The 12,427-nt window shown below is 41.4% G+C and carries 11 protein-coding genes; 6 read left to right on the top strand and 5 right to left on the bottom strand.

Features of this window, described 5'->3' with window-relative positions; translation table 11 throughout:
- Positions 1-52 precede the first annotated feature (52 nt).
- Positions 53-1,333, top strand: coding sequence for a glutamate-1-semialdehyde 2,1-aminomutase (hemL, locus tag VRK28_RS12075; protein WP_054562319.1), 1,281 nt, complete (start codon positions 53-55; stop codon positions 1,331-1,333).
- A 105-nt stretch (positions 1,334-1,438) separates the two neighbouring features.
- Here hemL and mrcB read toward each other — a convergent pair whose 3' ends face one another.
- The 5 genes from mrcB to VRK28_RS12050 form a co-directional block, all read right to left on the bottom strand.
- A complete protein-coding gene (gene mrcB, locus VRK28_RS12070) occupies positions 1,439-3,766 on the bottom strand; it encodes a penicillin-binding protein 1B (protein ID WP_272982261.1) in 2,328 nt (775 codons plus the stop codon).
- 91 nt (positions 3,767-3,857) lie between these two features.
- The gene (locus VRK28_RS12065) at positions 3,858-4,019 is read right to left on the bottom strand and encodes a YqaE/Pmp3 family membrane protein (protein ID WP_082401591.1); all 162 of its coding nucleotides are present in this window, start codon (positions 4,017-4,019) and stop codon (positions 3,858-3,860) included.
- A 161-nt stretch (positions 4,020-4,180) separates the two neighbouring features.
- A complete protein-coding gene (locus VRK28_RS12060; protein WP_332394006.1) occupies positions 4,181-5,410 on the bottom strand; it encodes an ammonium transporter in 1,230 nt (409 codons plus the stop codon).
- 9 nt (positions 5,411-5,419) lie between these two features.
- The gene (locus VRK28_RS12055) at positions 5,420-5,758 is read right to left on the bottom strand and encodes a P-II family nitrogen regulator (RefSeq protein ID WP_054554260.1); all 339 of its coding nucleotides are present in this window, start codon (positions 5,756-5,758) and stop codon (positions 5,420-5,422) included.
- A gap of 181 nt (positions 5,759-5,939) precedes the next feature.
- Positions 5,940-7,169, bottom strand: coding sequence for a diguanylate cyclase (locus VRK28_RS12050; protein ID WP_062566702.1), 1,230 nt, complete (start codon positions 7,167-7,169; stop codon positions 5,940-5,942).
- A gap of 244 nt (positions 7,170-7,413) precedes the next feature.
- Between VRK28_RS12050 and VRK28_RS12045 the strand changes: the two genes are divergently transcribed.
- The 5 genes from VRK28_RS12045 (at position 7,414) to serA (ending at position 12,178) form a co-directional block, all read left to right on the top strand.
- Positions 7,414-8,931: a S10 family peptidase gene (locus VRK28_RS12045; RefSeq protein ID WP_054562323.1), complete on the top strand. Its 1,518-nt coding sequence runs from the start codon at positions 7,414-7,416 to the stop codon at positions 8,929-8,931.
- Between the two features lie 118 nt (positions 8,932-9,049).
- On the top strand, positions 9,050-9,616 hold the full coding sequence (locus VRK28_RS12040) for a hypothetical protein (RefSeq protein ID WP_332394005.1): 567 nt from the start codon (positions 9,050-9,052) through the stop codon (positions 9,614-9,616).
- A 13-nt stretch (positions 9,617-9,629) separates the two neighbouring features.
- Positions 9,630-10,226, top strand: a complete 597-nt coding sequence (locus VRK28_RS12035; RefSeq protein WP_332394004.1) for a 5-formyltetrahydrofolate cyclo-ligase — start codon at positions 9,630-9,632, stop codon at positions 10,224-10,226.
- Between the two features lie 54 nt (positions 10,227-10,280).
- The gene (gene rpiA / locus VRK28_RS12030) at positions 10,281-10,934 is read left to right on the top strand and encodes a ribose-5-phosphate isomerase RpiA (RefSeq protein ID WP_054554255.1); all 654 of its coding nucleotides are present in this window, start codon (positions 10,281-10,283) and stop codon (positions 10,932-10,934) included.
- Positions 10,935-10,948: 14 nt separating this feature from the next.
- The gene (gene serA, locus VRK28_RS12025; protein ID WP_054554254.1) at positions 10,949-12,178 is read left to right on the top strand and encodes a phosphoglycerate dehydrogenase; all 1,230 of its coding nucleotides are present in this window, start codon (positions 10,949-10,951) and stop codon (positions 12,176-12,178) included.
- The last annotated feature ends 249 nt before the right edge of the window (positions 12,179-12,427 follow it).

Here is a 12,427-nt window from a genome sequence, read left to right as displayed (position 1 = left end):
TTGAGCCCTTGCAAACCAACTCATTTAACGTGACAACCAAATAGGACTATTCATGACAATTAGCCAAGATCTTTTTAATCGCGCGCAAGAATCAATCCCAGGCGGTGTTAACTCACCAGTTCGTGCCTTCAATGGCGTTGGCGGTACTCCTTTATTCATCACTAAAGCAGAAGGTCCTTTTACCTTTGATGCTGATGGTAACCGTTATATCGATTACGTTGGTTCATGGGGACCAATGATCATGGGTCACAACCACCCAGCTATTAAACAAGCGGTATTAGAAGCCGTTGAAAATGGCTTAAGCTATGGTGCGCCAACCGAAACTGAAATCTTAATGGCCGAAAAAGTAAAAGAGCTAGTACCATCAATCGAAAAAGTACGTATGGTAAGCTCAGGTACTGAAGCAACAATGAGTGCAATTCGCTTAGCACGTGGTTTCACTGGCCGTGACAAAATCTTAAAGTTTGAAGGCTGTTACCATGGTCATGCTGACTCACTACTAGTAAAAGCAGGTTCAGGCGCACTGACTATGGGTGTACCTAACTCGCCGGGTATTCCTGAAGATTTTGCTAAGCACACATTAACTGTGTCGTTTAACAACCTTGATGAAGTAAAAGCAATTTTCGCAAAATACGCTGACGAAATCGCTTGTATCATCGTTGAGCCAGTTGCTGGCAACATGAACTGTATTCCACCTGTACCTGGCTTCTTAGAAGGTTTACGTGAGGTGTGTGATGAATACAAATCTGTACTTATTTTTGATGAAGTAATGACAGGTTTCCGTGTTGCTTTAGGCGGCGCACAAGCTTACTACAACATCAAGCCAGACCTAACGTGTTTAGGTAAAGTGATCGGTGGCGGTATGCCAGTAGGTGCTTTTGGTGGTAAGAAAGAAATCATGGATTACATCGCACCTGTTGGCCCAGTTTATCAAGCGGGTACATTATCAGGTAACCCAATTGCTATGGCTGCCGGCTTAAAATCTTTAGAGCTATTAAGTGCTGAAGGCCTGCACGATGAACTTGAAGCAAAGAGCAAAGCAATTTGTGAAGGCTTTGAAGCCGCAGCTAAAAAAGCAGGCATTGCACTTACAACAAACTACGCAGGTGGTATGTACGGTTTCTTCTTTACTGATAAAGAAAAAGTAACTAGCTACCAACAAGCGACTGAGTGTGATTTAGAGCGCTTCAAAAAGTTCTTCCATTTAATGCTAGAAGAAGGTGTTTACCTAGCTCCTTCGGCGTTTGAAGCAGGCTTTGTTTGCGCTGAGCACTCTGAAAAAGAGATCAACGACACCATTGCAGCAGCAGAGCGCGCATTCGCGAAGCTTTAATAAGCGTTAAGCAAGTTAATAAAAAGCCCCAGCATTTTTCAATGCTGGGGCTTTTTTTATTCTTTGCCAATTCGTTTATTTAAGTATTAATGCGAGTTAGTGATGTTAATCTCTAACGCAAGTTGGTCTAGGCTCAAACTCACTGGCACGAATGGGTAGCTGCACCACTTTGCCGCAACCAGGAGGCGCTTGCAGACCAGTTTCTTCATTAATGAATGCCCAACGAATAGAAGCAGGGCGAGTATCCGCTATGGCTTCAGGGTTGAGTGGTTTAAGGTAACGAATGTAAGCTTCTAGTGCGCCAACACTGCCCGTTAAACCTGTGCTCTTGTTATCGTCGCGACCAATCCATGCAACAGTTACGGTATTTTGGTCAAAACCTGCAAACCAGCTATCGCGTAAATCATTACTAGTGCCTGTTTTACCTGCAAGTTGAATTGATGGGAAGTGGGCGTTTAAACGCTTTGCTGTACCATCTTTTGTCACGCGCTTCATTGCGTACTTAGTCATGTAAATTGATGCATCATCAAAACGTTTTTGTGAGCTGACATCATGTTTATAAAGCACCTTACCTACTGAGTCAGTCAGTGCTGAAATAGACGTTAATTCGCGGTACTGACCATCAGCAGCAAGGGTTGTATATAGCTGCGCTACTTCAAAGCTTGAAAGCTCAAGTGCACCTAAAAGTAATGACGGGTATTGATCAATACGCCCTTCTACACCTAAACGCTTTAAGGTATCAGCTACTTTATCAACTCCAACATCAAGGCCAGTGTTAACCGCAGGAATATTAATACTGTTACTAAATGCTTTGTATAGTGGCATAGGGCCGCGGAACTGCTTGTCGAAGTTCTCTGGTTGCCAAACTTTCCCCTGCTCATTAGTCACTTGCAGCGGAGAGTCATCCACCAAGGTGGCAACATTAAACTGACCACTTTCAAATGCTGTTAAATAAACGGCAGGCTTAACGAGTGAACCAATATTACGTTTGGTATCAAGTACACGGTTAAAACCAAAATAACGTACGTCACGGCCCGCAACTAATGCCGACACCCCACCCTTTTCAACGTTGACAGAGATCATCGCCGCTTCAAGCTCTTCTGTTTTAGGGCGTCTTTCTAGATAAGGTAAACTTGCCTCAACCGACTCTTCCATGGCCGTTTGCTTTTGTAAGTCAAAATAGGTGAATACACGCACCCCGGCATCTAACACTTGCTGATCAGGTAGCAGGCGCTTTAATTCTCGATTAACTAATTCTAAGTAACCCGGATACGACTTTTGCAGACTGTCTTTCATTGGTGCAATATCAATTGGACGCTTTAATGCCGCACGGTATTCACGGGTATCAATCAATTTATTTTCAACCATTAAGCGCAGTACTAGATCACGACGCTCCATTGCACGCTCACTATAACGACGTGGGTTGTAATATGAAGGACCTTTAACCATAGCCACTAATAGCGCAATTTGGTCGTATTCAAGCTCATCCACAGGCTTTGAAAAATAAAACTCAGCGGCAAGACCCATACCGTGAACGCCTTGATTGTAAGACTGACCTAAATACACTTCATTGAGGTAAGCTTCTAAAATGTCATCTTTGCTGTAGCGGTAATCTAATATCAGAGCGATAAGCGCTTCATTGAACTTACGTACCAGTGAACGCTCACGGGTAAGGTATATATTCTTTGCTAATTGCTGGGTTAAGGTACTGCCCCCTTGCACTGTACGTCCGGCTTTAATATTGCTGTATAAAGCGCGCATAATTGACCACACAGATACGCCATGGTGTTGATAGAAATTACGATCTTCAACCACCAGTAAAGTGTCTTTTAGCATCGGCGGAAATTTATCTAGCGGCACAAACTCGCGGTCTTGTTTTGAATCATTACCAATGCGAGCTATTTGAACAGGCTCTAATCGAGCGCTATTTAAACGACGACCAAATTTATCTTTGATGGTTGCTAATTTCTGCCCTGAAAAACGCAGCTCAATCACTTGTGAATCTTCAAGGCCATCATAAAATTCAAATTCACGGCGGTACACTTTAATACTGTTAGCTGATTTAACATACTGGCCTGTACGGCTTAGCTTATTTACAGATGAATAATTTAAACGGTTTAACTCCCAAATAACCTCTTGCTGAGACAAATACTGCCCAGGATAAAAGCTCATTGCACGAGCATACACTTGTGCAGGTAACTGCCATTTATTGCCTTCAAATTGGCGAGTAATTTTTGCATCTAAATAAATTAGATACAGCACCATGGCAACAATCACAGCAAGTGAAAGCTTCCAAAAAATTGACCAAAGTTTTCTTAATACACTAGCTTTAGCTGGCCCTTGAGGTGCGCGTGAGCGCTTAGCGGTAGTTTTTTTTGATGTCGCCTTCGGTTTACTAGACGATTTTTTTGCAGGAGTTTTTTTATCAGCCATTGAGTTCGCTATTGGTCAGTTAATTTTACAGGATTACGCCTTGAACAGCGCAATATTAACACCTGTAAAATTAACAGTCACTTAAACTCGTTTAGCGTGTACACAACCAGAGTGAGTGGATCACAGCAGGTATAAAGAAGATAAAGCATAGAATAATGTTAATCACTAAGTCTTTACCTGCGCCCGCTTTTAAAAATACCGCAACAGGCGGTAAAAACAGCGAAATAATTATAAGCAAGAGTTTGTTATCCATCGTTTTTCCTTGTTAGAAATGAACATTAAGCATAGTCAAAAAATAGCGATTTCGCCTATCAGAAAAGACTTATTTAAACGCAAAAAAGCCCTACCTAAGTAGAGCTTTGATTTGAACACACAATGATATTGTTATGGGCGTGCTATTTGCACGCACCAAGATTAGTTACTGCGAACTGATACAAACTCAGGGTAAGCATCAATACCACAGTCATGTTGATCCATACCGTTTAGTTCTTCTTCTTCGGTAACACGGATACCCATGGTATTTTTCAGGATTGCCCATACGATTGATGACGCGATGAACACAAATCCTAAGATACATACTAAGCCAATTAATTGATTAACAAAGGTTGCATCAGAGTTTGAAAGTGGTACTAACATGATACCTAATGCACCACATACACCGTGTACAGAGATAGCACCTACAGGGTCATCGATTTTCGCTTTATCAAGAGCAACGATGCTAAATACAACCAGTGAACCACCTAATAGACCAAGTAAACAAGCAAGTAATGGCGTTGGAGATGCAGGCTCTGCAGTGATAGTTACTAGACCTGCTAGTGCACCATTAAGAACCATAGTTAAATCAGCTTTACCCCATAACACTTTACATACGAATAGTGCTGCGATTGCGCCACACGCTGCTGCTGCGTTAGTGTTTAAGAAGATTTTACCAACCGCTGTTGCGTTTTCAGCGTCAGAAACAAGTAGCTGTGAACCACCGTTAAAGCCGAACCAACCCATCCAAAGGATTAATGTACCTAGAGTTGCTAACGGTAAGTTAGAACCAGGAATTGGGTAGATTTCACCGTTTTTACCGTATTTACCCTTACGAGCACCTAGGAAAAGCACACCTGCTAGCGCTGCTGCTGCACCTGCACCATGAACGATTGCAGAACCAGCGAAGTCAACAAAGCCCATTTCAGATAAGAAACCTGCGCCCCAAGTCCAGTAACCTTCGATTGGGTAGATGAAACCAGTTAAAACAACAGTGAAAATTAAGAATGCCCATAACTTCATACGCTCAGCAACCGCACCAGATACGATTGACATAGCTGTTGCTACGAACACAACTTGGAAGAAGAAATCAGACTCTAAAGAGTGATCCGCATCAGCAGCTTGAGTGCCGATTAATGCGCCAAATGAAGGGATGTAACCACCTTCTGCGTTATCAACATACATGATGTTGTAACCCACTAATAAGAACATAGTGCAGGCAATAGAAAATAGTGCAACGTTTTTAGTTAGGATTTCTGTTGTATTTTTTGCACGAACTAAACCTGCTTCAAGCATAGCGAAACCAGCCGCCATCCACATTACTAAAACACCCGACATTAAAAAGTAAAAAGTGTCGAGTGAGAACTTCAACTCTACGATAGTGTTTTCCATAATTCCCCCTTAAATTGCTTCTTCATCAAGTTCGCCCGTACGGATACGAACGATTTGGTCTAAGTCGTAAACAAAAATTTTGCCGTCACCAATTTTGCCTGTTGAAGCAATTTTTGTGATGGTTTCAACAACGCGTTGACAATTTTCGCTACGAGTTGCAATTTCAAGTTTGATTTTTGGAATAAAATCGACTTGGTATTCAGCTCCACGATATAGCTCAGTATGACCACGTTGACGGCCAAAGCCTTTAACGTCGACAACTGTCATCCCCTCAATGCCTAAATCAGCCAATGCTTCACGTACATCATCAAGTTTGAATGGCTTTATTATTGCACTAATCATTTTCATAGTGGCCCCCTTCGGACGCTTATTGTTATCCTGTTGGCTTATACAATCCAACCTTTGTGCCACTATTTTTTATTACTTATTTTCAATAACTTAAAAATAAAAATTGGTTTTTGCACAAAAAAAATGCACCCTATTGGTGCATTTTTTTAACAATTAACCAGCGCTGGTGCAATTAGCACAACTATAGTTTAACTAAGCAGTTCCGATCTTGCTGTTTGGCTTGATATAAGGCCTTGTCAGCAATGCGCATCGCAGCTGTAAGCGATACTTTTTGGAATTGGGTCATACCAATACTCATGGTTAATGAGTATGGCTCACCGTTAATTGAAAAGGCATGGCTTGCTAACTGCTCTCTGAAGGTATTGAGCCTTGATTCGGCCTTAGCTAAGTCCATATTATGCAGTACCACGGCAAATTCTTCGCCGCCGATTCTCGCGATAGTGAAGTCATCAAACTTAGTCTTTAAAAATGAAGACACTTGTTTTAGCGCCTGATCACCCGCTTCGTGACCAAACTGGTCGTTCACATTTTTAAAGAAGTCGATATCAAGCAAAGCCAATACGTTTTCTTGCTCAACATTTTTAAGCAGTTTTTCTGCGTATTGATAAAAATAACGACGATTATGCAAGCCAGTTAAATGGTCGCGGTATGCGCTTTCTTTTATATCGGCTATTAAAGCAAGCTGCTCCATGGTTTGCATAACACGGCAATGAAACTCTTCATTCATAAACGGCTTAGTTAAAAAGTCGTTAGCGCCGTATTTAATAAAACGCGCCGATAAACCATGCTTACCGGCACCTGATAAACCGATAATAGCTAAATCATCACGGCCGCGGAAATTACGCACCGCTTTAACGAGCTCAAAACCATCCATTGTTGGCATTGCATAGTCAGTAAGTAGTAGCTTGATTTCAGGATCGTCTTTAAGCATTTGTAATGCTTGTTCACCATCTTGAGCATCGCGTACATCAAACAACTGCTTTTCGAGCATTTGCTTCATTAAAGTGCGACTTAGTACTGAGTCATCAGCCACCAGCGCTTTACTACCATCGTTTCTAAGTAATTGTGCAACAAGTTTGATCGCATAATGGTATGAGTCACGGTTATCTTTAACCACATAATCAACCACACCAAGCTCTAACATTTGCTGGCGAATGTATTCATCAATTTTTGATGTTAGAACAACGGTCGGGATGTTTTTTGATAAGGTGTATTTAGCTACTTCGCCATTCATCGCATCAGGTAGCGTTAAATCGACTAAAGCTAAAGTGTAATCGTGCTCAGAAATTAAAGAGACGCCCTCTTTTAAAGACCACGCAAAGTCGACAGCCACATCTAAATAGTGAGCAGCGAGGTGACGTAACACTTGCTGTACTACTTTACTGTCTTCAACTACTAATACTCTTTGCATTGCAACTTCTCTTTCTTAAGCACGTGTACACAGATTATAAACACGCTAAATATACGCCATTTTTTAATCTAGCTAAATAATTAAGCAAAATATCTTTGCTAAAAAAATGCACTTTTTTGTAACCAGCTCAGCATTTTCGGTTATTTTTCTGTTTAACAGCTAATATTGGTCACTAGTCTCATTAGTTTGTCATCGAGTTTGCTTTACTTTTTAATAGCTGCAATTCGAATAATAAGGAATCAACATGAAACTAGTTAGTTTTATTGGCTTGTCAGTGACAGCACTAACACTGACCTTCAGTACTCCAAGCTTTGCTGATAACGGACGTCGTATTGACGTTGACAGCAAAGTGGTAACAGAGCACAAAGCCCGCATTAATGGTGAGCGCTTTTCATATACCGCAACCACAGGCACGCAGCCAGTTTGGAATGAGCAAGGTGATGCCGTTGCAACGCTGCAATATACTTATTATACCCGCGATAAAGTAGACGATAGAACAAAACGCCCTTTAGTTTTTTCGTTTAATGGTGGCCCAGGTTCTGCGTCAGTATGGATGCACCTTGCTTATACTGGACCACGTGTATTAAAAATTGATGACGAAGGTTACCCTGTTCAACCTTATGGCGTAAAAGATAACCCTTACTCAATTTTAGACGTAGCTGATATTGTTTATATTAACCCAGTTAACACCGGTTACTCGCGCGTTCTTGAAAATGAAAAAGGTGAGTTGCCAAGTAAGTCAGACCAACAAAAAATGTTCTTTGGTGTTAACGCTGACATCAAATACTTAGCAGAATGGTTAAACACCTTTGTTTCTCGCAACGAGCGTTGGCGTTCACCTAAGTTCTTAATTGGTGAGAGCTATGGTACGACTCGTGTTTCTGGTCTTGCTCATGAATTACAAAATCGCCAATGGATGTATATCAACGGCGTTATCTTAGTATCACCAACTGAAATTGGTATTAAACGTGAAGGCCCGGTAGAAGCTGCTAACCGCCTACCTTACTTTGCAGCAACCGCTTGGTACCACAAAGCCCTTAGCGCAGATTTACAAGCAAAAGACTTAGACGAGTTATTACCTGAAGTTGAACAATTCACAGTGAATAAGTTCTTACCTGCAATTGCTAAAGGTGGTTTCTTACCTGCTGATGAAAAACGTGCCATCATCAAGCAAGCAGCAAAATACGCAGGTTTATCTGAGAAGTTTGTTGAGCAAAATAACCTTGATATTCCAAATAACTTCTTCTGGAAAGAGCTATTACGCGAGCGCGGCCAAACTGTGGGCCGTTTAGATTCTCGCTACCTAGGAATCGACAAGCGTGATGCAGGTGAGTCACCTGATTACTGGGCTGAGCTTACTTCATGGTTACACTCATTCACGCCAGCGATTAACTATTACCTACGTGAAGAGCTTAATTACAAAACCGATATCAAATATAACCTATTTGGTAATGTTCACCCTTGGGATCGCTCAGGCAACAACACAGGTGAAAACTTACGTTTAGCAATGGCACAAAACCCATACTTAAACGTGATGATTCAATCTGGCTACTACGATGGTGCTACAAACTACTTTGATGCTAAATACACAATGTGGCAGTTAGATCCAAGTGGCAAAATGAAAGATCGCTTAAGCTTTAAAGGCTATCGCAGTGGTCACATGATGTATTTACGTCATGCTGATCTTGAGTCATCAAATAATGACTTACGTGATTTTATCCTTAAATCACTGCCTGCCGAAGGTAAAGCTGCAAAATACTAAACAGCGTATTTGCAAAACCATAACAGAAAAAGCCCGTTTTATACGGGCTTTTGTTTTTACGCTAATCTTTTTGGGTATATACTCAAGTCATTGATTTAAGGATTTGGATAATCAGCAAATGGCAGAAAAATTTCGCGTTATGTTTGCAGGGCTTGAAGCCGGTGTCGACCAAGCACAAGCAACAGAGCAACTAGCTGCAAAACTAAAAACTACAACAGATAAAGTTGCGACCCTGTTTGAGCATAAGCCATTATTTGCACCAAGCGAGCAAGATAAAGCACTAAAACAAGCAAAGTTACTCGCCAGTGTTGGCATTAAAGCCAAGCTCCAACCGATTAACCAAGCAGCCACCGGCAGCCAACCAAGCAATACAGCCGCACAGGCCAAAGAGCGTGAAGAACGTATTTTTGATGCCCTAGATTACATCACCAGTAGTCTTATTCGCCTAGAAGAAAAACTTGATGACTTAGAGCAACGTTTACCTGAGCTTGAAAATAATAGCGTTGCTGATAGCGACGATAGCTGGCAAGAAGATGACTTGCTACTTGAAGACGAATTAACAGAGCCTGTTAAAAAACGCTCAAACACCCTACTCTATTCGCTTATTGCAATGGTCATTGTGTTATTGATCATTTTGGGTGTAGTGGAGCTTTTTCCTGAACTTTTCTCCTTTTTAGAAAGTTAACACTAATATTGACATGAGCAACACACGAGCAGAAATCAGACAATCTATTCGAAAAAAGCGCAATTCACTGACTGTTGAACAACAAAAAAATGCAGCAATTGCGCTAAAAGTGAATTTTACTCAACACCTAAAATCGCTAAAAACACCTAAAAATGCCCATATTGGCATTTATTTCAGCAGTGATGGTGAATTAGACACTTCTTTGTTAATTAAAGAATTATGGATGCAAGAACAGCATTTATATCTGCCTATCATCCACCCCTTCAATGGCACAACTTTATACTTTCAGAGGTATGAAGAAAATTCACCCATGACTGCAAACCGCTATGGTATCTTGGAGCCCAAGTTGAATTGCAGTCAAATATGTCCTTTAGACAAGCTTGATATTTTACTTATGCCATTAGTGGCATTTGATGATCAAGGTAACCGTTTAGGAATGGGCGGTGGGTTTTATGACAAAACGTTGGCTCGGTATTACCAAGAAAACTGGCAAAAACCGATTTTGATAGGCCTTGCCCATCAATGTCAGCATGTTTCAGCATTGCCAATTGAATCGTGGGATGTACCGTTAAAACACATTATAACCCCAGAGAAAATCTACCAATGGTAAGCAAACTGTTTGTATACTATAGGCCCTCTCTGACAGCTAACTGAGCACATAATTATGACGCAAGATGAATTAAAAAAAGCCGCTGCCTGGGCAGCCCTAGAGTTTGTAAATGAAAATACCATTGTTGGTGTAGGTACAGGCTCTACAGTGAATCACTTTATTGATGCACTTGATACAGTAAAAGACACCATTACTGGTGCAGTTTCAAGCTCTGAGGCTTCAACTGAAAAGTTAAAAGCACTGGGTATTGAAGTATTCGAACTAAACGATGTATCAAGCCTTGATGTGTATGTTGATGGCGCAGACGAAATCAACCCACACAATGAGATGATCAAAGGCGGTGGTGCAGCGCTGACACGCGAGAAAATCGTTTCAGCGGTAGCAAAACAATTTGTTTGTATTGTTGATGAATCTAAAGAAGTTACAACATTAGGCGCATTTCCACTGCCGGTTGAAGTGATCCCAATGGCACGCAGCTATGTAGCTCGTGAACTAGTAAAACTGGGCGGTGACCCTGTTTACCGTGAGGGTGTTGTGACAGATAACGGTAACGTCATATTAGACGTGCACAATTTAGACATCAGCAACGCCAAAGAATTAGAACTAACAATCAACCAGATTGTTGGTGTAGTAACAAACGGCTTATTTGCCCATCGCGGCGCAGATAAAGTCATTATCGGCACCAAAAATGGGCCGCAAATAAAGTAAATAGGAATGAGGATATGAGTAAGGTATCGTTAGCAAAAGACAAAATTAAAATTCTCTTGCTGGAAGGCGTGCACCAAAGTGCTGTAGAAACGCTTAAGCGTAATGGCTACAGTAATATTGATTACGTAAAAACATCCTTACCTGAAGACGAGCTCATTGAGCGCATTAAAGATGTGCACTTTGTAGGCCTTCGTTCTCGCACTCATATTAATGAAGCGGTATTAGAAGCAGCTGAAAAGCTAGTCGCAATCGGCTGCTTCTGTATCGGTACTAACCAAGTCGACCTACAAGGTGCTCGTGAACGTGGTATTGCAGTATTTAACGCACCATTCTCAAACACCCGCTCTGTAGCAGAATTAGTACTTGGTGAAATCTTATTATTACTTCGTGGTATTCCAGAGCGTAATGCCCTAGCACACCGCGGTGGTTGGTTAAAATCAGCCAACGGTTCATTTGAAGCACGTGGTAAAACGTTAGGTATTATTGGTTACGGCCACATTGGTACACAGCTAGGTATCATGGCTGAAAATATCGGTATGAACGTTGAGTTCTACGATATCGAAGACAAGCTAACGCTGGGTAATGCAACACAAGTTCATAACCTAACTCAGTTACTACAACGTGCTGACGTTATTAGCTTACACGTACCAGAAACACCGCAAACGAAGAACCTAATTGGTATGGCTGAGCTTGAAGTAATGAAGCAAGGCGCCATCTTGATCAATGCTTCTCGTGGCACTGTTGTTGATATCGATGCATTAGCAGAATCACTGCGTGATAAAAAGCTGAGCGGCGCTGCAATCGACGTGTTCCCTGTAGAACCAAAATCAAATGATGAAGAGTTCGTATCACCGCTGCGCGAGTTCGATAACGTGATTCTGACTCCGCATATTGGTGGTTCAACACAAGAAGCACAAGAAAATATCGGTATTGAAGTAGCAGGTAAACTTGCTAAGTACTCAGATAATGGTTCAACCATTACGGCAGTTAACTTCCCTGAAGTATCACTGCCTGAGCTTGCAAACCGCAGCCGTTTATTACACGTGCACCACAACCGCCCAGGTGTTCTAACGCAAATTAACCAAGCGTTTGCACAGCACGGCATTAATATCGCAGCCCAGTACTTACAAACTGACGAATCAATTGGTTACGTAGTAATTGATGTAGATACAGACCAATCAGAAGTCGCTCTTAAAGAGCTAAGTGCAGTTGAAGGGACAATCAGAGCACGTATCCTTCACTAATCGTTGGCATATCAAATAGATAAAAAGCGCAACCAGTTAAACTGCTTGCGCTTTTTTTGTAGGACAAAACTTTAACAAAGCTGTAAGCCTTAAGCTGTCAGCGATAAGCCGATTGTGCATACCTGTTGTTAGGGTGCAATACTTTAATGTAGGCGTAAAATTTATTTCGCGCAAGTTAAAACTATCAACTTACTTCATGCTTATTTAACCTATTTAGGTTATTTGAGTTATTTCTCAGATATCGACATA

This window comes from Pseudoalteromonas sp. P80D2 (genome assembly GCF_036680945.1).
In the GTDB taxonomy this organism is placed as follows: domain Bacteria; phylum Pseudomonadota; class Gammaproteobacteria; order Enterobacterales; family Alteromonadaceae; genus Pseudoalteromonas; species Pseudoalteromonas shioyasakiensis.
Note: the sequence above shows the minus strand (reverse complement) of the source record. Positions and strands in the feature narration are given on the sequence as shown.

Excerpts from the sequence above, each read along its gene's own strand:
- VRK28_RS12045 (WP_054562323.1), top strand. The coding sequence starts at position 7,414 with ATGAAACTAGTTAGTTTTATTGGCTTGTCAGTGACAGCACTAACACTG.
- VRK28_RS12065 (WP_082401591.1), bottom strand. The coding sequence starts at position 4,019 with ATGGATAACAAACTCTTGCTTATAATTATTTCGCTGTTTTTACCGCCT.
- VRK28_RS12040 (WP_332394005.1), top strand. The coding sequence starts at position 9,050 with ATGGCAGAAAAATTTCGCGTTATGTTTGCAGGGCTTGAAGCCGGTGTC.
- hemL (WP_054562319.1), top strand. The coding sequence starts at position 53 with ATGACAATTAGCCAAGATCTTTTTAATCGCGCGCAAGAATCAATCCCA.
- rpiA (WP_054554255.1), top strand. The coding sequence starts at position 10,281 with ATGACGCAAGATGAATTAAAAAAAGCCGCTGCCTGGGCAGCCCTAGAG.
- VRK28_RS12055 (WP_054554260.1), bottom strand. The coding sequence starts at position 5,758 with ATGAAAATGATTAGTGCAATAATAAAGCCATTCAAACTTGATGATGTA.
- serA (WP_054554254.1), top strand. The coding sequence starts at position 10,949 with ATGAGTAAGGTATCGTTAGCAAAAGACAAAATTAAAATTCTCTTGCTG.
- VRK28_RS12060 (WP_332394006.1), bottom strand. The coding sequence starts at position 5,410 with ATGGAAAACACTATCGTAGAGTTGAAGTTCTCACTCGACACTTTTTAC.
- VRK28_RS12035 (WP_332394004.1), top strand. The coding sequence starts at position 9,630 with ATGAGCAACACACGAGCAGAAATCAGACAATCTATTCGAAAAAAGCGC.
- mrcB (WP_272982261.1), bottom strand. The coding sequence starts at position 3,766 with ATGGCTGATAAAAAAACTCCTGCAAAAAAATCGTCTAGTAAACCGAAG.
- VRK28_RS12050 (WP_062566702.1), bottom strand. The coding sequence starts at position 7,169 with ATGCAAAGAGTATTAGTAGTTGAAGACAGTAAAGTAGTACAGCAAGTG.